At 33.1% G+C, this 22744-nt stretch carries 21 protein-coding genes; 8 read left to right on the top strand and 13 right to left on the bottom strand.

Annotated elements, in window-relative coordinates; all coding sequences use genetic code 11:
• Positions 1 to 11 precede the first annotated feature (11 nt).
• The 5 genes from FND99_RS07475 to FND99_RS07495 form a co-directional block, all read right to left on the bottom strand.
• The gene (locus FND99_RS07475; RefSeq protein WP_144337348.1) at positions 12 to 488 is read right to left on the bottom strand and encodes a curli assembly protein CsgF; all 477 of its coding nucleotides are present in this window, start codon (positions 486 to 488) and stop codon (positions 12 to 14) included.
• A gap of 75 nt (positions 489 to 563) precedes the next feature.
• Positions 564 to 1301 (bottom strand): CsgE family curli-type amyloid fiber assembly protein, encoded by a 738-nt coding sequence (locus tag FND99_RS07480; RefSeq protein ID WP_162615541.1) that lies wholly within the window; start codon positions 1299 to 1301, stop codon positions 564 to 566.
• A gap of 4 nt (positions 1302 to 1305) precedes the next feature.
• A complete protein-coding gene (locus FND99_RS07485; RefSeq protein WP_144337350.1) occupies positions 1306 to 1788 on the bottom strand; it encodes a hypothetical protein in 483 nt (160 codons plus the stop codon).
• A 66-nt stretch (positions 1789 to 1854) separates the two neighbouring features.
• The gene (locus FND99_RS07490) at positions 1855 to 2538 is read right to left on the bottom strand and encodes a hypothetical protein (RefSeq protein WP_144337351.1); all 684 of its coding nucleotides are present in this window, start codon (positions 2536 to 2538) and stop codon (positions 1855 to 1857) included.
• 392 nt (positions 2539 to 2930) lie between these two features.
• Positions 2931 to 5120, bottom strand: a complete 2190-nt coding sequence (locus tag FND99_RS07495) for a glutamine synthetase III family protein (RefSeq protein ID WP_144337352.1) — start codon at positions 5118 to 5120, stop codon at positions 2931 to 2933.
• Between the two features lie 427 nt (positions 5121 to 5547).
• Between FND99_RS07495 and FND99_RS07500 the strand changes: the two genes are divergently transcribed.
• Positions 5548 to 6564, top strand: coding sequence for a glutamine synthetase beta-grasp domain-containing protein (locus tag FND99_RS07500; protein WP_144337353.1), 1017 nt, complete (start codon positions 5548 to 5550; stop codon positions 6562 to 6564).
• Between the two features lie 385 nt (positions 6565 to 6949).
• The gene (locus FND99_RS07505; protein WP_144337354.1) at positions 6950 to 7924 is read left to right on the top strand and encodes a TerC family protein; all 975 of its coding nucleotides are present in this window, start codon (positions 6950 to 6952) and stop codon (positions 7922 to 7924) included.
• Positions 7925 to 7994: 70 nt separating this feature from the next.
• Here FND99_RS07505 and FND99_RS07510 read toward each other — a convergent pair whose 3' ends face one another.
• From FND99_RS07510 to FND99_RS07520, 3 genes are all read right to left on the bottom strand, one after another.
• Positions 7995 to 8516, bottom strand: coding sequence for a hypothetical protein (locus FND99_RS07510; protein ID WP_144337355.1), 522 nt, complete (start codon positions 8514 to 8516; stop codon positions 7995 to 7997).
• 86 nt (positions 8517 to 8602) lie between these two features.
• On the bottom strand, positions 8603 to 9472 hold the full coding sequence (locus FND99_RS07515) for an alpha/beta hydrolase (RefSeq protein ID WP_144337356.1): 870 nt from the start codon (positions 9470 to 9472) through the stop codon (positions 8603 to 8605).
• A 175-nt stretch (positions 9473 to 9647) separates the two neighbouring features.
• A complete protein-coding gene (locus FND99_RS07520; RefSeq protein WP_144337357.1) occupies positions 9648 to 10520 on the bottom strand; it encodes an AraC family transcriptional regulator in 873 nt (290 codons plus the stop codon).
• Positions 10521 to 10969: 449 nt separating this feature from the next.
• Here FND99_RS07520 and FND99_RS07525 point away from each other — a divergent pair, with 449 nt between their 5' ends.
• The 4 genes from FND99_RS07525 (at position 10970) to FND99_RS07540 (ending at position 13734) form a co-directional block, all read left to right on the top strand.
• The gene (locus FND99_RS07525) at positions 10970 to 11374 is read left to right on the top strand and encodes a secretion protein (protein WP_144337358.1); all 405 of its coding nucleotides are present in this window, start codon (positions 10970 to 10972) and stop codon (positions 11372 to 11374) included.
• 449 nt (positions 11375 to 11823) lie between these two features.
• On the top strand, positions 11824 to 12225 hold the full coding sequence (locus tag FND99_RS07530) for a DUF3244 domain-containing protein (protein WP_144337359.1): 402 nt from the start codon (positions 11824 to 11826) through the stop codon (positions 12223 to 12225).
• A gap of 339 nt (positions 12226 to 12564) precedes the next feature.
• The gene (locus tag FND99_RS07535; RefSeq protein ID WP_144337360.1) at positions 12565 to 12972 is read left to right on the top strand and encodes a DUF3244 domain-containing protein; all 408 of its coding nucleotides are present in this window, start codon (positions 12565 to 12567) and stop codon (positions 12970 to 12972) included.
• A 375-nt stretch (positions 12973 to 13347) separates the two neighbouring features.
• The gene (locus tag FND99_RS07540) at positions 13348 to 13734 is read left to right on the top strand and encodes a secretion protein (protein ID WP_144337361.1); all 387 of its coding nucleotides are present in this window, start codon (positions 13348 to 13350) and stop codon (positions 13732 to 13734) included.
• Between the two features lie 53 nt (positions 13735 to 13787).
• On the opposite strand, the gene FND99_RS07545 is transcribed toward FND99_RS07540, so the two are convergent.
• Positions 13788 to 14234, bottom strand: a complete 447-nt coding sequence (locus FND99_RS07545) for a hypothetical protein (RefSeq protein WP_144337362.1) — start codon at positions 14232 to 14234, stop codon at positions 13788 to 13790.
• A 272-nt stretch (positions 14235 to 14506) separates the two neighbouring features.
• On the opposite strand from FND99_RS07545, the gene FND99_RS07550 reads away from it, so the two are divergent.
• Positions 14507 to 14893, top strand: a complete 387-nt coding sequence (locus FND99_RS07550; protein ID WP_144337363.1) for a tetratricopeptide repeat protein — start codon at positions 14507 to 14509, stop codon at positions 14891 to 14893.
• A 224-nt stretch (positions 14894 to 15117) separates the two neighbouring features.
• On the opposite strand, the gene FND99_RS07555 is transcribed toward FND99_RS07550, so the two are convergent.
• The 4 genes from FND99_RS07555 to FND99_RS07570 all read right to left on the bottom strand — a co-directional run bounded on the left by FND99_RS07555 (position 15118) and on the right by FND99_RS07570 (position 20873).
• Positions 15118 to 16320: a hypothetical protein gene (locus FND99_RS07555; protein WP_144337364.1), complete on the bottom strand. Its 1203-nt coding sequence runs from the start codon at positions 16318 to 16320 to the stop codon at positions 15118 to 15120.
• 386 nt (positions 16321 to 16706) lie between these two features.
• Positions 16707 to 16904: a hypothetical protein gene (locus FND99_RS07560; protein ID WP_144337365.1), complete on the bottom strand. Its 198-nt coding sequence runs from the start codon at positions 16902 to 16904 to the stop codon at positions 16707 to 16709.
• A 59-nt stretch (positions 16905 to 16963) separates the two neighbouring features.
• The gene (locus tag FND99_RS07565) at positions 16964 to 17305 is read right to left on the bottom strand and encodes a hypothetical protein (RefSeq protein WP_144337366.1); all 342 of its coding nucleotides are present in this window, start codon (positions 17303 to 17305) and stop codon (positions 16964 to 16966) included.
• Positions 17306 to 17432: 127 nt separating this feature from the next.
• Complete coding sequence (locus FND99_RS07570) at positions 17433 to 20873, bottom strand: methylmalonyl-CoA mutase family protein (RefSeq protein ID WP_144337367.1); 3441 nt, start codon at positions 20871 to 20873, stop codon at positions 17433 to 17435.
• Positions 20874 to 21169: 296 nt separating this feature from the next.
• On the opposite strand from FND99_RS07570, the gene FND99_RS07575 reads away from it, so the two are divergent.
• Positions 21170 to 22726: a L,D-transpeptidase family protein gene (locus FND99_RS07575; RefSeq protein ID WP_144337368.1), complete on the top strand. Its 1557-nt coding sequence runs from the start codon at positions 21170 to 21172 to the stop codon at positions 22724 to 22726.
• The last annotated feature ends 18 nt before the right edge of the window (positions 22727 to 22744 follow it).

Genomic DNA, 22744 nt, shown 5'->3' on the forward strand with positions numbered 1-22744 from the left:
CAAATACAAACCTATTGACCAGGCAAAATTACTTGTGTCTGTTCTCCTGTATCGGTATCAAGTACATCGACGACAAGTCCTAGATTAGAATGATAAATATCGACAGACAACGTTCCAAATACGTAAGTTCCAGGCGAAAGCGTTCCATTTCCGGTGCCAGTTCCTGTTCCTGTACCCGTTCCCGTTCCGGTGCCAGTTCCTGTTCCACCTGTACTTGTTCCGAATTGATTATCAAATAAGGAATTTGAAAGTTTGTTAAGCAATTGATTGTTCAAATTACTTTTAAAACGCTCCAAATCGGTTTGCTGTTTGTAGCCTGTATTTGTTGCTTCCTTATAATCATTTTGAGCCTGTGCCGAGCTTAAAAGCCAAGCATAGTTGAAAGTGTCTCCTCCAAAATTTGGGTTTGCTGGCTTGTATGCAAGGTTCTGAGCAATAGATATTGTCGTAAAACCACATAGGCAAACGAGTAAGGCTATAGTTTTCATATAGATACTTTTTTAATTATTTTTGAACACTAAATAGTAAACTTTTTATCGAAAAAAGACTCTCAAAAACCAATTTTAGTATTGAGTAATCATTTTAGTTTGCTTTTCTTGATCTTTAAAATACTTGAATATTTTTGATGCGGCTGATTCAGCCATGTATTTTAAAAAATCTTCGTCAGGACGTGAAATAAACTCCTCTATAACATCACTATCAACTAATATTGTAATTTTTGTTGTACGCCCGAAAGTCAATTCTTCCTGAACAGTTACAATTTTAGTGGTATGAACTTTTAGCTTAGAATATTGCGCGTAAAACATATCATAAAAATCATTTCCTAGTTTTGTTTTGGCATCATTGGCCACAATTCCGACCATTTCGATACCATCAACAGGGACAGATTTTCCTGCGTCAGATTCTGTTTCTTCATTAAAAACAATTCGGTCTTTGCCTATTATGGCATTGCTTTCATCATAAATCAACAACATTACAATTACTTCATCTTGTTTGGTATAATTGACCTGTGTTTTAGACAATTCTACTTTTTGAATAGGTTCTAATGTTACTCTTCCGTCTTGAGCGTTTGTTGATTTGTTTGAATTTGATTTGTTTTTCTTGAATACGCTTAGTTTATATGAAATATTCTTAAACTCTGATTTTAGATTTTCTACAGTTCCGGTTATGAACAACATATTTTCTACTTCCTTAACTTCTATTTTCGCTTTCACCTCTTTATTGTACTCGGTTTGCGAAAATCCGTTTTCAGAAAAAAAAATTAAAAAAACTGCAACAATTATGTTTAAATACCTTTTCATGATCTTATCGATTGAATACATAAACTACTCCAGAATTTCCAGATTGATTAATGATCATATCCTTAGAAATCGAATTTGATCCCGTACTGAAAACCGTTAAATTATTGCCTTCCTGATTGACTTTCATTGCTTCGGCGTTGCGAGAGTACAATGAAACATCACTTATATAATTGTTGTTGCCTGACTGTATATAGGATTGGTTTATTTCGTCTGCTTTTTTGTAGACATTCATGTAGTTGTTGTTACCAGTTTGCCGTGCAGTTACATTGGCATTATTACTGATGATGGTTAAATTGGCCTGATTGTAATTGCCAATTTGTGTGATATTGACTATATTATGACTAATAATATATTGATTGGTATTTTGATTTTGATTGCGATTGTTGGTTTCATTTAAAGCGATAGCATAATCATTAATATTCCCATCAATAGTTTGCGAGAATACCATTCCTGTAAATAGAAAAAATATGACTAGTATTGCTTTCATAATTTTTTTGAATAAGAAAAAAAAGGAAGAACTGAATTAATCAAGTCCTTCCTTTTTCTGGTTTATTTAGTTTGCTTGGATTACAACACTTCCGTTTAAGAATCCAGTTTGTGAAACTGTGCTTAAATTTAAGATTCCTAATTGTGTAGTACTAGCATAGTTTGCAATTCCATCTTGTTCGATGCTTGAAATGTTAAACCATCCTGCTTGTGTAGTAGAAGCATTGTTGAACCAACCGTCTTGATCAGTAAATGCAAAATTCAACACTCCAGCTTGAGTTGTTGAAGCATCATTGAACAATCCTGTTTGTGTAGTAGATGCAAAGTTAGCATCGCCATACTGAACTGTTGAAGCATCATTACCCCATCCTGCTTGAGTTGTAGTTGCTGAATTGAAATTACCTACTTGCAATACATCAGATCCATTATCTACTCCAATTTGTGTAGTTGTAGCAGAATTTCCAACCCAAATTCCTTGAGCAATATTTGATGTATTGTTAGCTCCAACTTGTGCTACTGTCGAAACGTTACCTGCACCTAATTGATAAACAGTTGATTTGTTTCCAGATCCAACTTGTCCTACTATTGCAATGTTTGCAATACCAATTTGATCAACATCTGAATTGTTTGATCCAACTTGAACCACTAATGCGCCATTTAATGCGCCTGTTTGGTCCACATCACTAACATTTTGAGCAAATGCTACACCTGCAAACAGCATCGCGGAGATGCTTAGAATTACTTTTTTCATAATAAATATATTTAATTGGTTATTAATACAAATTATTATGCAGGTTGTAATTTGGGGAGAAAAATTTGGGCTTTTTCTATATGAAATCGATACCGAAATTTAGGCTTATTTCTTGATTTCTATTTCAAAATTAGAAAACTTATCGAAATTCAAATCAGGTATAAATACGTATTTTACAAGATCTTAACGTCTTTTCGATGAAATGTGAAACTATCTCGATGAACTGCTGTTTTAGTTTTTTTTGTTAGTAAGAAAATACTTATTTGTTTCAATTTCTTTACATTAACCGCTAAACAGACGTTAAAAAAAAGTTATAAAGGGCTTATTTTAACATATTCGCAAAAAAAAGCCTGTCTTTTTGAGACAGGCTTTAAGCAAATGTTTATTCAACGTTATTTGGTAAATAACAATTCTCTGTATTTTGTCAAAGTCCAAGTTTCATCATCGACTAGTAATTCTAATTTATCAGAATGTGTACGAATGTCTTCAAAATAAGGCTTTACTTTATTGCAATATGCCTCGGCCATTTTTTGAGCATCTGTCAATTGATTAGCTTTCTTTCTTTCATTTGTCATTGCCAATACTTTAGAATTGATTCCTTCAATATGACCTGAAATTTCTTTGATTAAAGTAATCTGCTCTTTTGCAATCGTTTCAAATTCTTTCCCGAAGATTTCTTTTAATCCTTTTACATTTTCAATTAAAGTATTTTGATAACGAATTGCCGTCGGGATAACATGATTTCTTGCAATATCACCTAAAACTCTTCCTTCAATTTGGATTTTCTTAGTATATTCCTCTAATTCAATTTCGTAACGCGCTTCCGCTTCTACGTGATTGAAAATACCAAGTTCTTCAAATAAATCCAAAGCTTGTTTTGAAACTTTAGCTTTAATAGCTTCTGGAGTAGTTTTAAAATTGCTTAATCCTCTTTTTGCTGCTTCTTTTTCCCAAGCTTCGCTATAACCGTCACCTTCAAAAAGAATCTTTTTAGATTGTTTGATGTATTCTCTTAGAACATTAAAAATAGCATCATCCTTTTTCATGTCTTTCGACTCGATCAGGTTTTCTACTTCGTTTTTAAAATCCTTTAATTGTTTTGCAACAATTGCATTTAAAGTTGTCATTGCATTTGAACAGTTTGAATTTGAACCAACGGCTCTAAACTCAAATTTATTTCCTGTAAATGCAAAAGGCGAAGTTCTGTTTCTATCTGTATTATCTAACAATACGTCTGGAATTTTTCCGACAACATTTAATTTAAGATCTGTTTTTTCTTCTGGCGAAAGTTTTCCTGTTGTTACGCTTTCTAATTCAGATAAAACTTTTGTCAACTGCGCACCAATAAATACCGACATAATTGCTGGCGGTGCTTCGTTTGCTCCTAATCTATGGTCGTTGCTTGCTGTTGCGATAGAAGCTCTTAATAAAGTTTCGTTATCGTTTACTGCTTTTATTGTATTAATAAAGAAAGTCAAAAACTGCAAATTGCTCATTGGCGTTTTACTCGGACTCAATAAATTAACTCCTGTATCAGTTGCCAACGACCAGTTATTGTGCTTTCCTGAACCGTTTACTCCTTTAAATGGTTTTTCATGGAATAATACTTTAAAGTCATGACGTTCAGCTACTCTTTGCATCACATCCATTAATAAAGAGTTATGATCTACGGCTAGATTGGTCTCTTCAAAAATCGGCGCTAACTCAAACTGATTTGGTGCAACTTCATTATGACGCGTTTTTACGGGAATTCCCAACAACATACATTCCTGCTCTAAATCTCTCATATAAGTAAGCGCACGAGTTGGAATCGATCCGAAATAATGGTCGTCTAACTGTTGTCCTTTTGCAGATGTATGTCCTAATAAAGTTCTTCCTGTCATCATTAAATCAGGACGAGAATTTGCCAAAGCTTTGTCGATTAAGAAATATTCCTGTTCCCATCCTAAAGTTGCTGTAACTTTTTTTACGTTTTTGTCAAAATATTTACAAACTTCTGTCGCCGCTTCGTCAATTGCAGATAATGCTCTTAATAAAGGTATTTTATTATCTAAAGCCTCACCTGTGTAGGCAATAAAAACTGTCGGAATACATAAAGTTGTACCATATATAAAAGCAGGTGAAGTTGGGTCCCAGGCTGTATAACCTCTTGCTTCAAAAGTATTTCTGATTCCTCCATTCGGAAAACTTGAAGCATCTGGCTCTTGTTGTACTAATTGTGCTCCGCCAAATTTCTCTACAACATCACTTCCATCATAAGATGTTTCAAAAAATGCATCATGTTTCTCAGCAGTTGTTCCTGTCAATGGCTGAAACCAGTGTGTATAATGCGTAACGCCTTTAGACAAAGCCCATTCTTTCATTCCCATGGCAATATAATCTGCCAGTTTTCTTTCTATTTTAGTTCCATGCTGAATCGCATCTCTAACTCCTTTTAAAGCATCTGAAGTCAAGTACTGCTTCATCGCTTTTTCATTAAACACATTTGAACCAAAAAGATTTGATTTTCTATCAATTTCCTCAAATTGTACTGGCTTTCTTGTAGAAGCTTCTTTTAAAGCTTGAAAACGTAATGTTGACATGTATTTTGATTTTAAGAATTCGTAATAATTTTCACAGAAAAACGAAGAACAAATATAAACAATAAAAATGCCTGTTCAGAATATAAGTTTTAGATTTTTGACCCACAATTATGCAACATATCATGCTTTTTACAAAGAATAAACAAACACAATCAAGAAATGTAACAAAATACTTCAATAATCATCATTAAATAAACATTTTTTCATAATTCCTTAACCCAAAAAATCAAAAATAGTCCTTAATTATTACGAATTTATTTTTTATAGCGCACTAAAATTGCTTTTTTAAAAATATACCCCTGCCAAAATTACGCTTCTCTAAAAAATAATACTCTGCAAAACAAAATAGCCCCCTAATTTTTAGGAGTAAAAAAATAAATCTATATTTGACCCAGCGAAAAAACAAAAAAAATAAATTTATATTATTATGGCTAAAATTAAGTTAGAGTACATTTGGTTAGACGGATACGAGCCAACTCAAAATCTTAGAAGTAAAACTAAAGTTGAAGAACATGACAACTTCAAAGGAACATTAGAGGAACTTGGAAACTGGTCATTTGATGGTTCATCAACAAAACAAGCAGAAGGCGGATCTTCTGACTGTCTTTTAGTTCCAGTTGCAATCTATCCAGATCCAACTCGTATCAATGGATGGTTAGTAATGTCTGAAGTTATGTATGCTGACGGAACTCCACACCCATCTAACGGAAGAGCTACAATTGATGATGAAGATGATGATTTTTGGTTTGGTTTCGAACAAGAGTATTTCATCATGGATACTAAAACTCAACTTCCACTTGGTTTCCCTGTTGGAGGTTACCCTGCTCCACAAGGGATGTACTACTGTTCAGTAGGTGGAAAAAACACACACGGAAGAAAATTAGTTGAAGAGCATGCTGATTTATGTATCGCTGCTGGAATCAACTTTGAAGGAATCAACCAAGAGGTTGCTTGCGGACAATGGGAATTCCAATTATTCGCTAAAGGAGCTAAAAAAGCTGGAGATGAAATCTGGGTTGCTCGTTACTTATTAGATCGTTTGACTGAAAAATACGGTTACTATATTGAATATCACCCAAAACCTCTAGGAGATACTGACTGGAATGGTTCTGGAATGCACGCTAACTTCTCTAACAATGTATTGAGAACATGTGGAGACCAAGCAACTTACGAAAGAATCTGTGAGGCTTTCCGTCCTGTTACTGCTGAGCACATCGCAGTTTACGGAGCTTACAACGATCAACGTTTAACTGGTAAGCACGAAACTGCTTCTATCCACGATTTCTCTTATGGAGTTTCAGACAGAGGATGTTCTATCAGAATTCCTTTGATGACTGTTCAAAAAGGATGGAAAGGATGGTTGGAAGACAGAAGACCAGCTTCAAACGGAGACCCATACAAAATTGCAGCAAGAATTATCAAAACTGTTAAATCAGCGCTATAATTCAAAGCTTAAATTATATTCTAAAAGTGCCAGTTTCATTACTGGCACTTTTTTTTGTATTTTATTAATATCAGAGTTGAAATGTCCATGTATTTGTCATTTCGAGGCACGAGAAATCTCCGCAAGAAACTCTACAATCAAAATCGCCAATCTTTGTCCCGCCACTTACGGAGATTCCTCATTCCTCGGAATGACAAGACTGTGTTAAACTTTGACAAAGTTCTAATAAACAACACTTGTCACATTGAGCGAAGTCGAAATGCTTTTTACCTTTCACATCTAGCATTTTACAAAAACCCCTTAATTTTAAAAGTAAGTTTCTTATAAAATTAATTTTAAAGTTGAACTTCAAAACTTATCTTTGTATCTCACTTAAAAAATCATCATAATGGTCTGGACTCTATTTTTAATAGCTGTTGTTTTAATTCTTGCTTTAGATTTAGGAGTTTTCAACAAAACCCCGCATATCATCAGCACCAAAGAAGCCAGTAAATGGACATTGATCTGGGTTACTTTATCTTTCCTGTTTTCTGGAGTAATATATTGGCTCTACACCACCGATTATATCGCAAATCCTGATAAACTGTTGCCAATGGCGGCTTCAATGAAGTTTATTACAGGTTATTTGATTGAACTTTCGCTTAGCGTTGATAATATATTTGTAATTGCAATCATTTTTGCATCATTCAAGATTCCGCAAAAATACCAGCACCGTGTTTTATTCTGGGGAATTCTAGGCGCAATTGTTTTCCGTGGCTTGATGATTTTCTTCGGAGTGATGTTGATCAATAAATTCACTTGGACAACCTATTTATTTGGCGCTTTCTTGATTTTTACGGCTATAAAAATGCTTTTTTCTGGCGAAGACGAAGATTTCCACCCAAAAGATTCTTTCATATATAAGGTACTAGGAAAAGTTATTCCGATTACATCTGAAATGGATGGCGAGAAATTTTTCATTGTAACCAAAGCTGCAAAAAAAGCTGCAACTCCGTTATTTGTCGCTTTGATTGTAATTGAAGTTATGGACGTTTTATTTGCCGTAGATAGTGTTCCGGCGATTCTTGCGATTACTAAAGATCCGTTTTTAGTATTCAGTTCTAATATTTTTGCTATCCTTGGATTACGTTCTATGTATTTCTTTTTGGCAAATATGTTGGCGAAATTCAGTTATTTGGAATACAGTTTAGTTGCGATCCTAGCTTTCGTTGGATTAAAAATGCTTCTTCACGATTGGATTCAGGTTCCAGAATGGGCTTCTTTGGGATTTATCGCCTTGTCGCTTTTAGTTGGAGTTTTAGTTTCACTTAAATTTGGAAAAGAAAAACTATTAACAGATTCAGATTCTACGGAACAATAATTATTATAAAACATATAATTATAAAAAAAAAAAGGAAATCTTACGATTTCCTTTTTTTTATTTCTCTTTACTAGTTTAACTTTTTAACATTACTATCATCAATGTTGTAACGTTTAATGACAGCATTGTAATCTGAATAATCGGGTTTATTAACCGATTTAGATGAAAAATCTCCCGGCACAATTACGATTCTAAATGTTTGATTTTTTAGTAATTCTGGCGTTAATGATAAATCATAATTTCCACCTGCATAAATCGTAAAATCTTCTTTGCTAAAATCAAAATCATAATCAAGCTCCCCTTTTGCAGTATATAAAGTTCTTGGGATTTGTTGCCAAACCGGAGTATTTGCATCGATAGTTCCAGTTAATCTATAAATCAAAATAACGTCAGAACTAAAAATATTTGGCGTTAATTTTCTATAAATGTAATAACCATCTTTAGCAGTGTAATCAAAATTCACATTTGGAAGCTCAAAGACTTCAGCGATTAATCCATCTTGTCCCGGAGGACCCGGAGGCCCTTCTGGTCCTTCACAGCTTGAAAACACGATTAATCCAACAAGGGCAAATAAGGTAAGTATCTTTTTCATAATATTTTGTTTTTTAAAGTTTATAAAAGCATTCCAAAAACCAAACCAAAAAATTTGCTAAACCGGTCTTTGAATAAAATTTCCAATTATTTTTTAGCAACAACCTGATTTTTAAGTAAGATTTTGTTGAAAAATAATACATGGTAAGGTAGTGAATTTTCCCAATAATCCCAAGTATGCGCGCCAGGACGTTCGGTATAATCGTGTTCTACTTTATTATAAACTAATCTTCGGTGCAATTCTCTGTTTGGTTCAATTAAAAAATCATCAACGCCACAATCTATAATTAATGGCAATTTGTTTGCTTTTATTTTATCCAACATATTCATAACCGCATATTGCTCATACATTTCGGTACTGCCACTTTTATCGCCAAAAACCGGCTGCATCAATTTTACGACTTGAGCTGCTGAATCTCTATTAAGCATCGTACTCATATCTACAGCACCGCTCATACTTCCTGCCGCACAAAATAAATCGGGATGTTTTGCTGAAAGATACAAAGCACCGTGACCTCCCATCGAAAGTCCGGTAATTACTCTTCCGCTTTTATTGCTGATGGTTCGGTAAGTTTTATCTACTTTCTGAATTACTTCTTGAGTTACAAAAGTCTCAAACTGGCTTTCTTTATTTACTGGACTGTCTAAATAGAAGCTAAAAACTTCGCCTTCTGGCATTACAATAATTATATTGTATTGATCTGACAATGTCTGAACTAATTTTTTATTTGGTGTATTTTTTAGCCAATCGCTAAAATGTCCGTAGGCGCCATGCAAAAGATACATAACTGGAAAAGCCGATTTGCTTTTAGCATAAGAATTTGGTAAAACTACCGCTGCTTTATAGGTTTTTCCCATTGCGGTACTGGCAACTTGCAAAGTGTCAACTTTTGCTGCATAGGTTATCGTAGTCAAGCAAAGCAAAAACAGCGACAATAGCATTTTAAATTTCTTCATTGTGATATTTTTTTTCTGATTAGGGATTGTAAATATACCTTTTTCAAAATAAAATATATGAAAAATCCGACTGCTTTTATTCAAAAAAGAATTAGCCACGAATTCACGAATTTTATTATTATTGATTCGTGAATTCGTGGCTAAAAAATTATTTAACCAGCAATATAAAAAAAAACTAACTAATTATAGTCTTGTGTTCTAAACGGTATTGCGACGCGCTTTTACCCGTGTATTGTTTAAAAGATTTGCTGAAATGACTGAAATTATTAAAACCGCTTTCGTAACAAACTTCATTAATACTCAGCTGTTTTTCGGCTAATAGTTTCGAAGCATGAACTAGGCGATATTCATTTACAAATTCAGTAAATGTTTTATTCGAAATCTTTTTAAAATAACGGCAAAACGAAGGCGTAGTCATACTAACCAGATTCGAAATCTCGTCAATGGCTATAGATTCCTGAAAATGATCTTTAACATAATTAAAAACCATATTCATACGATCTGTGTCTTGTGTCTGCAATTCCAACGAAAATCCGTCAGCATTTAAAACCGTATATTCTTCAGATGATTCCAATTCATCTAAAATACTCAAAAGTGTCAGCAAGCGCTCAAAAGGAAGCTGGTGCTCCATCATTTCGATTTTTTTGCCAAAATGTTTTTTAGTCTCTCCGTTAAAAGCAATTCCGGCTTTTGACTGACTAAGAATATTTTGCACCCTTTTCATTTCGGGAGCAACAAAAAAATCGTTTCCTAAAAATTCTGGTTTTATATGAATAACAGTTTCTTTTTTGTTTCCCGTTTGTTCATTTGTAAAACCGCAATGTGGCAAATTTGCACCTATTAATATCAAATCTCCATTCGTGTAATAAGAAACATGGCTTCCTATTTGTCTTTTTCCCGCACCTCCATTAATATAAACCAACTCAATTTCTGGATGATAATGCCATAAATGGGCTTTACTGTTGGTCTTTTCGGCATGTTTAGTGTAGGTAAAAGAACTTCCGTATGAGTTTGATATCACTTCAAGAGCTGGGGCGACTGTTTTCATGATAATATCTTTAAAAAATAATAGCAAATTTAACAAAAACACCTAAAATAATTCAAATTTTAACCTATAACGGTTTCGTAACTGAGAATTTTTCATAAAAATCAACACATTACCCTTGCTTATTTTACACCAAAACAGCCAATTTTTTCAGGTCTCATTTTTTTATCAATGATTTTTTTCAAATATCATATTTAAAACCGCTTTTTTATACAGATATAGCATTTCTGTAAGAAAACCAGAAGATTTTAACAAACGTAATTTTCATCAAAACATTGAAAAATAATTGCCCAATTAACAAAAACACCTAAAATAATTCAAATTTTAACCTATATCGGTTTCGTAAATGAGAATATAGCATAGAAATTGGAAAATAGAGTTGTGTTTAAAAAGCAACTGCTGCAGTAATTTTACATCAGAAAAATGAACTAAAAATTTAAACATAAAGAAATATGAAAACGATTTTAAAATTAAGTTTAGTAGTAGCAGTATTATTATCAGGATTAAATACTTATGCAATTAATGGTGAAGGAGAATTTGGTCTTCACGTATTAAAAGGAAATGGTAAACTAATGACGTTTGCTTTGAACCAGACAAAAAAAGCTAATTTGTCAATCTACGATAAAGCAGGTACTTTATTATATACTGAATATGCATCTGGAAAAGATGGTATCTTAAGAACTTTCAGTTTAGAAGAATTCCCAGCTGGAACTTATTATTTAGAAGTTGAAGACAGCGTTAAAAAAGTAAGACACGAAATTACTATTACTGATGATGCAACTGTTTTATCATCAAAAGCAATTTCATCTGTTTACAAAACAAATGCTGCAAAAAATACTAGCGTAGCAGTACGCTAAAAAATTTATACTCGAACACAGTATAAAAATGAGGTTAGATAGTTAGTAAAGTTTAAAAACCGAAAGGTTTTAGAAACAGCTCTTTGTGGTTATTGAGCTGTTTTTTTTTGCTTTTTATTTAACCACAATTTTTAACCGCAAAGACGCAAAGGTTTCGCAAGGCTCGCAAAGTTTAATATAGGTTTGCGAACCTTGCGTTTTTTCTTTGCGTCTTTGCGGTTAAAAAAACCTCTCTTTTGTAAAGAAATCATCAACTCAAAATCACCAAAACATTAAAAAATAATTACCCAATTAACATAATCATTAAATATAATTCAAAATTTAACTTATAACGGTTTCGTAAATGAGAATATAGCATAGAAATCTGCAAATAGAGTTGTGTATTTTCTTATATATCATAAGTAATTTAGCATCAGAGAATTAGATCTATTAATTTAAAAACTAATGCTATGAAAAATTTAAAATTAAGTTTAGTGTGTGCAGTGCTTTTCACAGGAATGAGCGCTTTTGCAATTGACGGGAACGACAATTTGAATGTTCACGTGTTGAAAACAAATGGTAAACTGATCACGTTTGCACTTAATCAAGTTAAAAAAGCAAACGTAGCAATTTATGACAAAGATGGAACGCTTCTTTATTCAGAAAGTGCTTCTGGTAAAGATGGAATTTTGAGAACCTTCGACTTGACAGAATTCCCAGAAGGAACTTATTATTTAGAAGTAGAAGATAATGTGAAAAAAGTAAAACATGAAATTACGATTACTGACGAAAAAACAGTTTTGTCATCAAAAGCAATTTCATCAGTTTACAAATCAGGATTTTCTAAAAATACAAGTGTCGCAGCACGTTAATGAAGATGTTTGTATTGAAAAACAAAATTAGATTTTATATTCTTTAAGACAGCTTTCTTTTATCAAAGGAAGCTGTTTTTTTTTTTGCGACTTTCAAACATCTTAATTTAAAAACTAGGATTTAGAATCAAAAATCCCCTTATTCTGAGACAGTTAAAAACATTGAAGAATAACATGCAATTTAACAAAAACACAAATTATAATTCAAACTTTAACCTATATCGGTTTCGTAAATGAGAATATAGCATAGAAATCTGCAAATAGAGTTGTGTTCAAATACCTATTTGAGGAGTAATTTAGCATCAGATAATTAGAACTATTAATTTAATAACTAAGATTATGAAAAAGATTTTAAAATTAAGTTTAGTATGTGTACTACTTTTCGCAGGAAGCAATGCTTTTGCAATTGACGGGAATGACAATTTGAATGTTCACGTTTTGAAAGGAAATGGAAAACTAATTACGTTCGCTCTTAATCAGGTTAAGAAAGCCAATTTGGCGATTTATGACAAAAACGGAGAATTGATCTATTCTGAAACTGCTTCTGGCAAAGACGGAATCTTGAGAACTTTTAGCTTAGAAGAGTTTCCAGCAGGAACTTACTATTTAGAAGTTGAGGACAGTACAAAAAAAGTAAGACACGAAATTACGATTACTGATAATGCATCGGTTTTATCAACAAAAGCAATTTCGTCAATTTATAAAGCAGGTAACGCTGCTCAAAATACTAGCGTAGCAGTGCGCTAAAAAAGTTATACTTCTCATAATAGTATAAGGTTAGATAGTTAGTAAAAACGTGATTGTTTTACAAACAGCTCTTTGTGGTTATTGAGCTGTTTTTTTTATGTCTTTTTTTTTCCTGAATTTTGTGTTCTTTTATTTTTTCACAAAACAATTCTTAATAATTTTAAAAGTCTGATTTCTACACTTTTAAAAAATTTCATCAAAATAAATCCAAAAGTACCGTTTTTTCGTAAATACTGTAAGAAAAATACAGAAACATCTTTAATTCAGCAACTTAACCGTTTGAAAACGGCTATTTTTTGCACAAAATTAAATTTCTTTTGTAGTTTTGCTGTTCCACTATTTAGTATAAACCTTTAAAAAACGATTAAAAAAAACATGACAAAATTTACCAAAATGGGCTTAGCTGCAGCCTTTTTATTTACAACAATTTTTACACAAGCATTTAATGGAAAAGGAGACTATATTTTGAATATAGTTACAGGAAACGGAAAAGTAGTAAGCTTTACTTTAGACACTGTTGAAAACAGCTCTTTCTCTATTTATGATGAAAACCACAATTTAGTTTATGCTGGAGAATCTGCAGCAAATAAACTAGAAATTTCAAAAACCATAAGCTTAGAAGGTCATCCAGCCGGAACTTATGTTTTAGAAGTTACCGAAAACGGTAAAATTGCGAAACACGAGATTAAAGTTGCAGCTAAAAAAGTGAAAGCTGTCAAGTTAGACGAATCAGTGAACCAAAGCCCGTCTTTCCGTCGCTAACCCTTTTTGTCCCCAACAAAAACTAAGCAGCTCGTTCCAGGGGCTGCTTTTTTTTATGTTTCGTTTTTCCGAATTTGGTTGCCTATTTTTACCAGATTCCAAAAATAATCAACATTTGGAGGCATTATAATTTTTTGAGTTTCTTTATAAAAAGATGAATTTGCGAAAGCATATGTGTAATCTAAAAAATCGAATAATCTGAAACTTTGCCTAAACTCTGATCTTACTTCATTGCTGTCTGCGTAACAAACATTTCCTGTTTCTTCTTCTAAAAACAACAAACCGCAATGATTTGAAAATTGCTTTATAATTTGTGAATTTATCTCAATTCTACCAGAAACTGATTTCTTAAGAAAAGAATCAAGCATAAAATAGTTTTCAGTACTATCTGAAGATATTTTTAAAACAAAATTTTCCAATTCAGCATTTTTAAAAAAAGCATTTCCATTTTTCTTTTTCTGAAAAAGATCTAGTTTAGCCAAATATTCTTGTATTGTCATGATAATGATTACTTTATAATTATAAAGTTAAATTATAATTATCGAATACATCGAAAATAGTTTTTAGGAAACCTTTTTTATTCTCGTACATACTAAAATCAAAAAATAGCAGTTATAGTCAGTATATAAAAATCGATAAAACGAAAAAAATAATCGTTCAATTACACGTTATGTTATTGATTTAGATATATTTGCAAAACAAAATTAACAGTTCAGAATAAAATTATTAGAGAAAAAGTGACTATCAAAACCAATCTTATAAACTAATACTTATGCAAAAGAAACTTATTGTTTTAGTATTATTGATTGTTTTTTCATTTGGTGCTGCTGCTCAAAATGAAAATGTTTATATTACTGATAAAATAAGCGATAAATATGCTTACGTTGATGTGATAAAAACCTACGAAAAAATTGCTGCAAAAGGCTACAAATCTGTAGACTTGTTTCAAAAACTGGGAGATTCCTCTTATCGACATGACAAACTAGACCAAGCCGCCGATTGGTACGATCAACTTTTTGCCATGACCTCCGACTTAGACCCCGTTTATTATTATCGCTATGCCGAATCGCTGCGCTTCATTTGCCAAAATGAAAAAGCAGATGCAATTATTGAGAAATTGAATAGGAAATCTAAAACGATCGTTAAGAAAAAAGTTTAAATATTTTACAATTTTCAGAAAACTAGAAAAACCTCTCATTCCTGAGAGGTTTTTCTAATTTTAGTTATTCTTTTCTAAAAACTAAACGCAATATTTTCATTTCGACCGGAGGGAGAAATCACACTCGAAACTCGACATGGCATATCGCCAATCTTTGCGGAGTTACTCGTGTGATTTCTCCCTCCGGTCGAAATGACAAACTTTATGGAATTTTTAAAGTAAACTCATTTTTTTTCAGTAACAATTTTATACAATTCCTGACAATAAGCAAACTTGTCATTTTGATGATCCCTTTTATACTCCTGACCCATTTCATAAACCATAATCTGAAGCCAATTTAATATTCTGAAAGCCATATTCTGGTTTAAAGGATTTTTGTCATCAAACTTCATTGCATTCAAACTCTTAATTTCCGTTTTCCAAAACTTAAAATCGGCATCACCTTTAGCGGACTTTAATTCTTCATTAAAACGAACCGAAAGCTTATCTATAATTTTATTTTCCGAAGCCTTTATTTCTTCCATTTTTGTTGTCTCCTCTTTATAGACTTTAGATTTTTTAATTTCGGCAATTTGGGCTCTCAGAAAATTATCTTCGTTGGTATTAAAAAAAGTAATTCCTTTTTCATAAGCATTTACAGAAGGCATCATTTTGTTATTTGCTTTTAAACTATCAGCGATTCGCAAATTCTTATCATAAATTCTTTTAATAATAGAATCGTTCTTTGGTTTTATATTTTTTCTGTACGCCTGAATTTCCAGCCAATCAAATGCACGAAGCATTTCAGATTGTTTAGGCCAAACATGATCTTCATGCGCAATAAAAAGTGTATTTATAATTTTTGCTTTATCCAGCCAATTTTTATTTTCAATCATTTCCCGATAATTCATATCCCGATCCCCAACCATTCCAACGTAGGAAAAATTATTAGACGGCGGAATAAACTTATCCATTCCATTAAAAGAAGCGCCACAAGCAATAACACCTTGAAAAGAACCGGTTGAGATTCCGAAAAAACTCGCTAATCGTGCGCCACCCGAAAAACCTGCTACGTAAAGTTGGGAAGTATCAACAGCGTAAGTTTGCAACACATCATCAAATAATCTGCTAGCAATTGCAACATTCTTTTCGACTGATCCATTTTTTGAAGTATTGGAACAAACCAAAATATACTGATACGTTTCTGCCGCCAAAATAAAGGGCTCAATTCCTTTTTTGCCCCTCGCAGCCGGATCAAAAATAAAAACCAACGGCAATGGCGTTTTAGCATCATATTTTTTAGGAAAATATATGGCATACGATTCTGTTGGAACTGTTGCAATTTTCACTGAATCGATAATAACTCCTGTTTTTAATGATTGCTTGTTTTGGGTATAACCAAAAATCGTAATAAAAAGAAACAGAATATAATAGAGTGTGTTTTTCATGACACTAAAATTAAGAAAATTACGCATAATCTTGTCATTTCGACCGAAGGGAGAAATCACAATAGAAACTCGACATGGCATGTCGCCAATCTTAGTGGAATTACTTGTGTGATTTCTCCCTTCGGTCGAAATGACAAACTTTATGGAGCTTTGTCGTTTTGCTGGCGGAGCGTCTCGCTCGTGCATTACTTTGTGTTCACGAGTGAGACACTCGCGCTAGCGAGGGAGCAGAAAAATCGACCTCAATATTGTCATTTCGACGGAGGAGAAATCTCCACAAGTAACTCCGCAACAGTGCGTGCTCAGCATACGAAGATTTCTCCTCCGTCGAAAAGACAAACTATATGGAATGCTATTGTTTCAAGACTTACAAGTAATATTTTTCTTTAAAAATTAAAATCAATCTTTTCCTGATGCGGAAAACTGCCATCATTCCATTCTAAGGTTATAAATTTAGAAGTATGTTCTTTCATATCTTCAAAACTATCAAGTAATATTGCTGAACCTCCATTACTTACGGCTTCTTCTACTAATTTAAATATTAACACAGCCCCATTAGAATCCAAACCTGCTACGTCAAACACTATATTGTTTGTTTTTGAAAACGTTTCATATAGACTTAATAACTTTCGTTGAGTCCCTTCTAATTTATTGATTTTAGTTTTTCTTTGTCTTCAAACAATTTTACAAGAAAAGGATTCGTAAGCTCTTTATCTTTTCTAAGATATCTACTAACTGTTGAAGGAAAAAAAATATCCCTAAATTTCGACTCTTTAAAAAAATTAACAAAAGACATTTTTCTATTTACAATAACATTTTCATTTTTTATAGCCCCGCAAAAGATATCTTTTAGATACATTTCGGTATCATAAAAATGTTTTCCATTATATAAATACAAAACAATTATTTCGCCTTCATGTAAAACAAAAGGCGGTATATAAAAAGTATCTGTTTTGATGCCCTTATTTTCTATTACTATTTTCATAAAAATGAGTTTCCATTTTAGAAATTTCTTTTCTATATCAAACACTAAAAATAATCACTTTATTTAATAAAAAAGCGCATTTAGTAAAAAACCAAATGCGCTTTCATATTATAAAAAATTGAAATTTCTACATATTCCTTCTATACTGCCCACCAACTTCAAACAAAGCCGAAGTAATCTGACCTAAAGAACAAACTTTTATAGCTTCCATTAAATGGTCGAATAAGTTTTCGTTTTTAATAGCGGCTTGTTGTAATGTATTTAAATGCTCGTTTACTTTTTCTTCGTGGAATTTATGCAAGTTATCCAGCATTGTGATTTGATATTGTTTTTCTTCTTCGGTTGCGCGAATAACTTCTGCCGGAATTACCGTTGGTGAACCTTTTGAACTCAAGAACGTATTTACACCCACAATTGGGAAATCGCCATTGTGTTTTAAAGTTTCATAATACAAACTTTCTTCCTGAATTTTAGATCTTTGGTACATGGTTTCCATTGCACCAAGAACGCCGCCTCTTTCTGTAATTCTGTCAAATTCTTGAAGAACCGCAGCTTCAACTAAATCGGTTAATTCTTCGATGATGAAAGAACCTTGAATTGGGTTTTCGTTTTTGGCTAAACCTAATTCTTTATTAATAATCAACTGAATTGCCATTGCACGACGTACAGATTCCTCTGTTGGCGTTGTAATCGCTTCGTCGTAAGCGTTTGTGTGAAGCGAATTACAGTTGTCATAAATCGCGTATAAAGCCTGCAAAGTCGTTCTAATATCGTTAAAATCAATTTCCTGCGCATGTAGTGAACGCCCAGATGTCTGAATATGATATTTAAGCATTTGTGCTCTTTCGTTGGCTCCGTATTTGTTTTTCATGGCTTTTGCCCAAATTTTACGCGCCACACGACCAATTACTGAATATTCTGGATCTACTCCATTTGAGAAGAAGAACGATAAATTCGGACCAAAATCATTGATGTTCATTCCTCGGCTCAAATAATATTCCACGTAAGTGAAACCATTTGAAAGCGTAAATGCCAATTGCGTAATTGGGTTTGCTCCTGCCTCTGCAATATGGTATCCAGAAATTGAAACCGAATAGAAATTACGAACGTTTTTAGTAATAAAATATTCCTGAACGTCGCCCATTAAACGCAAAGCAAATTCGGGTGAGAAAATACAAGTATTTTGTGCCTGATCTTCTTTTAAAATATCGGCTTGAACCGTTCCTCTAACTTGCGATAATGTTTTGATTTTTATTTCGTTGTAAACATCTAAAGGTAAAACCTCATCTCCGGTAACACCCAAAAGCATTAAACCTAAACCGTTGTTTCCGTCTGGCAAATCGCCTTGGTATTTCGGTCTTTCGATTCCTTTTTCTTTGTATAATTTGTTGATTTTGGCTTCAACTTCTTTTTCTAAATCATTTGCTTTAATGTAAATCTCACATTGCTGATCGATAGCCGCATTCATAAAGAAGCCTAAAAGCATCGGCGCAGGCCCGTTGATTGTCATACTTACCGAAGTCAATGCATGAACCAAATCGAAACCTGAATATAGTTTTTTGGCATCGTCCAAACAGCAGATTGAAACTCCTGCATTTCCAATTTTTCCGTAAATATCCGGACGTAAATCTGGATCGTTTCCGTATAAAGTTACGCTATCAAAAGCTGTTGAAAGACGTTTTGCAGGCATTCCGGCGCTTACGTAATGAAAACGTTTATTGGTTCTTTCTGGTCCGCCTTCGCCCGCAAACATTCTTGACGGATCTTCGCCTTCTCGTTTAAAAGGATATAATCCAGACGCAAAAGGAAACTCTCCTGGAACATTTTCCTGTAAATTCCAACGCAAGATATCGCCCCAGCCTTCATATTTAGGTAAAGCAATTTTCGGAATCTGTAAATGTGATAAACTTTCAGAATGCGTTGCAATCTTGATTTCTTTATCACGAACTTTAAATGAGTAAACTGGATTTTTATATTTAGCTACTTTTTCATCCCAATTCAGAATAATTTCCCAATTGTACGGATCTAAGTCCATTTTTACTTTATCGAATTGATTTAGTAAAAGATTTAAAAAGATTCGGTTTTCGTCGTGCTCTTGAATTCCACTTGGTAGAACAGTCGAATCATCAATTCCAGCTTTATTGATTTGTGGCACTTTTCCAGAAACCGATTCTATCGTTTTGAAAATTCCGTATAATTTCTGCGCTACTTTTTGTTGCGAAATCGCTGTTTCATCATAACTTCTATTATTCTCTGCAATTTCAGATAAATAACGTGTTCTGTGTGGCGGAATCACGAAGATTTTTTCGCTCATTTCTTTCGTAATGGTGAAAGTTGATTTCAAATCTGAAGCCGTTTTTTCAACCACTTTATCCATAATCGCTTTGTAAAGCGTATTCATTCCTGGATCGTTGAACTGTGAAGCGATAGTTCCAAAAACCGGCATTTCATCAGGATTTTTATCCCAAAGATTATGGTTTCTTTGATATTGTTTTTTTACATCGCGCAAAGCGTCTAAAGCGCCGCGTTTATCAAATTTGTTCAATGCCACTAAATCGGCAAAATCAAGCATGTCGATTTTTTCCAATTGTGTTGCAGCTCCAAACTCTGGCGTCATTACATATAAGGATACATCTGAATGATCCATTATTTCAGTATCGGACTGACCAATTCCTGAAGTTTCCAGAATAATCAAATCGTATTTTGCTGCTTTCAAAACCTGAATCGCTTCGGCTACATATTTAGACAAAGCCAAATTCGACTGACGTGTCGCCAGCGAACGCATATATACACGAGGATTATTAATCGCATTCATTCGGATTCTGTCTCCTAAAAGTGCTCCTCCTGTTTTTCTCTTCGAAGGATCGACAGAAATTAATCCGATTGTCTTCTCAGGAAAATCAATTAAAAAGCGGCGAACCAATTCGTCAACCAAAGAAGATTTTCCCGCACCGCCCGTTCCAGTAATTCCTAAAACCGGAATTTTTGAACTTGCATTGCTATCGTGGATTTTATCAAAAACAGGTTTTGCAATTTCCGGGAAATTCTCAGCTGCCGAAATTAAACGCGCAATTGCCGTTGGCACTTTATTTTCGATATGATCGATTTCTCCATTCAATTTATCTCCAATAGGAAAATCGGCACGTTGTACCAAATCATTAATCATTCCTTGAAGTCCTAAAGAACGTCCGTCGTCTGGAGAATAAATTCTTGTAATTCCGTATTCATGCAATTCTGAAATTTCGCTTGGCAGAATTACACCGCCTCCGCCTCCAAAAATCTTAATATGCCCTGCTCCTTTTTCATGAAGCAAATCATACATATATTTAAAGTATTCATTGTGGCCACCTTGATAAGATGTCATCGCAATCGCATTTGCATCTTCCTGAATTGCGGTATTTACAACTTCTTCAACACTTCGGTCATGACCTAAATGTATTACTTCAACTCCAGTTGACTGAATTATACGACGCATAATATTGATCGCGGCATCATGTCCGTCAAAAAGCGAAGCTGCAGTGACAATTCTTACTTTATTTTTAGGAATATATGGTATTTGTGGTTCCATTTTATGAATATGATAATTTTAAGCGACCAATGTACAAATTATTTTAATATTTGATTACGAGAATAGCTTTATGTTAACAAAAAAATGAAAAATGTTTTTTTTCGATTAGAAAGACATTATTTAAAGATACGCCTCTTAAAGTTAAAGAAAGCTTAAAGACATGGCAATTTCGCAACATTTAAATAAAATCTAAAAACGTGTTTCGTGCTCTATGATAGTAATTTAGCATTGTAGAAAGCCCCAAATTTTTACCAAAAACTTACGATTGAAAAGTAACAACGTAAAAATTTAAAAAAATGAAAACACTATATTCATTCACCGTAATTTTAGGTTTGAGTTTTTTTGTATCATCTTATAACAAAATTGAAAGCACAAATTTTTTATATACAAAAACTCCAAACACTACCGCCGTCAATATTAACCCCAATGATGACGAAAATGAGATTTCAAATGATTTCTTCAAAAGATATTCTGATTTGAAAAAATATAAATCTGATGTAATGTCATTGTATAAAAACAGATCTTTAGGAACGATTTGGTATGATGAAGATCAAGTAAGTGAATTTGCAACTGCTTTATATGAAAAAGCTAAAAAAACTGATTTGGTAATTCCTTACCAAAAAGAAATTGATCAGCTATTTGATTCATCTGCTTCAACAAATCTTTCAAAAACAGACGCAGACATGCTTTTGAGCTCACTATATATTATGTATGCTAAAAAAAGCAATGCTGATACTTCAAAAAAATTGTCTTATGATGCGATGCTGAAAGACTTTATGAATTACAGCACAATTGAAGAATCTAGCGCTGCTCCCGAAGACAGCAAAGTGACTTTTGATCAATATTATAAACTTCAAGGTGTTTTAAAACAATACAAAAAAATCGAAAGATCAAACAAATGGAAACCAATTGTTCCTGCCGAAACTCCTTACAAAGATCTACGTCCTGATGCAGTTTCAAACACCATTGCGCAAGTTAGAACTCGTTTGTATTTATTAGGAGATTTAAAAACAGATTCTAAAAGCGATGTTTATGATCGTGAATTGATGGATGCTGTGATGAAATACAAAGTCCGTAACGGATTTAAACCGAACTATATTCTTGCAGAAGAACATATTAAAGAAATGAACGTATCACTTGCAGATAAAATAAAAACTTTAGAATTGAATATGGAAAGATGTCGTGCAATTTCGGCTCAAATGGTTGGAAATGACGAATATGTTTTAGTAAATGTTCCTTCATATGAATTGGTTTACGTTAAAAATGGAAAAGTTGTTTTACGATCTAATGTATTCGTTGGTTCACCTTTAACTAAAACTGCCATTTTTAATGGAGAAATTGATAGAATTGTTTTCAGCCCTTATTGGACAGTACCACAAAGTATTGTGCAAAACGAGCTGAAATCTAAAATCGCTGCCGATCCAAATTATCTTGCTGATCATAATATGGAAATGGTTAACGGACAAGTTAGACAAAAACCGGGTCCAGATAACTCTTTAGGTCTAGTGAAATTTATGTTTCCGAATCCAGATGATATTTACATGCACGATACGCCAGCAAAAACATTGTTCGATTTTGAAAAAAGAACTTTCAGCCATGGTTGCATCAATGTAAAAATGGCAAAAGAACTTGCTGTCGCAATGCTTAAAGATTATCCAGAATGGACGCCAGACAAAATAGACAAAGCTATGGCTGGAAAAACAGAAAATAGTTTTAAACTGTCTAAAAAAGTGCCTATCTACATTTGCTACTTTACTTCATTGGTGAATGAAAATGGCGAAATTGGTTTCTTCCCTGATGTTTATGAAAAAGACAATGAAATAAATAACCAATTATCTGTTACTTCAAATTAATATTTCAATTACTAGGAA

The organism is Flavobacterium daemonense, assembly GCF_007341385.1.
Classification (GTDB): domain Bacteria; phylum Bacteroidota; class Bacteroidia; order Flavobacteriales; family Flavobacteriaceae; genus Flavobacterium; species Flavobacterium daemonense.

What these genes read in the sequence shown, in the direction of transcription:
- FND99_RS07475 (WP_144337348.1), bottom strand. Translation starts at nt 488, where the DNA reads ATGAAAACTATAGCCTTACTCGTTTGCCTATGTGGTTTTACGACAATA.
- FND99_RS07480 (WP_162615541.1), bottom strand. Translation starts at nt 1,301, where the DNA reads ATGAAAAGGTATTTAAACATAATTGTTGCAGTTTTTTTAATTTTTTTT.
- FND99_RS07485 (WP_144337350.1), bottom strand. Translation starts at nt 1,788, where the DNA reads ATGAAAGCAATACTAGTCATATTTTTTCTATTTACAGGAATGGTATTC.
- FND99_RS07490 (WP_144337351.1), bottom strand. Translation starts at nt 2,538, where the DNA reads ATGAAAAAAGTAATTCTAAGCATCTCCGCGATGCTGTTTGCAGGTGTA.
- FND99_RS07495 (WP_144337352.1), bottom strand. Translation starts at nt 5,120, where the DNA reads ATGTCAACATTACGTTTTCAAGCTTTAAAAGAAGCTTCTACAAGAAAG.
- FND99_RS07500 (WP_144337353.1), top strand. Translation starts at nt 5,548, where the DNA reads ATGGCTAAAATTAAGTTAGAGTACATTTGGTTAGACGGATACGAGCCA.
- FND99_RS07510 (WP_144337355.1), bottom strand. Translation starts at nt 8,516, where the DNA reads ATGAAAAAGATACTTACCTTATTTGCCCTTGTTGGATTAATCGTGTTT.
- FND99_RS07515 (WP_144337356.1), bottom strand. Translation starts at nt 9,472, where the DNA reads ATGAAGAAATTTAAAATGCTATTGTCGCTGTTTTTGCTTTGCTTGACT.
- FND99_RS07520 (WP_144337357.1), bottom strand. Translation starts at nt 10,520, where the DNA reads ATGAAAACAGTCGCCCCAGCTCTTGAAGTGATATCAAACTCATACGGA.
- FND99_RS07525 (WP_144337358.1), top strand. Translation starts at nt 10,970, where the DNA reads ATGAAAACGATTTTAAAATTAAGTTTAGTAGTAGCAGTATTATTATCA.
- FND99_RS07530 (WP_144337359.1), top strand. Translation starts at nt 11,824, where the DNA reads ATGAAAAATTTAAAATTAAGTTTAGTGTGTGCAGTGCTTTTCACAGGA.
- FND99_RS07535 (WP_144337360.1), top strand. Translation starts at nt 12,565, where the DNA reads ATGAAAAAGATTTTAAAATTAAGTTTAGTATGTGTACTACTTTTCGCA.
- FND99_RS07540 (WP_144337361.1), top strand. Translation starts at nt 13,348, where the DNA reads ATGACAAAATTTACCAAAATGGGCTTAGCTGCAGCCTTTTTATTTACA.
- FND99_RS07545 (WP_144337362.1), bottom strand. Translation starts at nt 14,234, where the DNA reads ATGACAATACAAGAATATTTGGCTAAACTAGATCTTTTTCAGAAAAAG.
- FND99_RS07550 (WP_144337363.1), top strand. Translation starts at nt 14,507, where the DNA reads ATGCAAAAGAAACTTATTGTTTTAGTATTATTGATTGTTTTTTCATTT.
- FND99_RS07555 (WP_144337364.1), bottom strand. Translation starts at nt 16,320, where the DNA reads ATGAAAAACACACTCTATTATATTCTGTTTCTTTTTATTACGATTTTT.
- FND99_RS07565 (WP_144337366.1), bottom strand. Translation starts at nt 17,305, where the DNA reads ATGAAAATAGTAATAGAAAATAAGGGCATCAAAACAGATACTTTTTAT.
- FND99_RS07570 (WP_144337367.1), bottom strand. Translation starts at nt 20,873, where the DNA reads ATGGAACCACAAATACCATATATTCCTAAAAATAAAGTAAGAATTGTC.
- FND99_RS07575 (WP_144337368.1), top strand. Translation starts at nt 21,170, where the DNA reads ATGAAAACACTATATTCATTCACCGTAATTTTAGGTTTGAGTTTTTTT.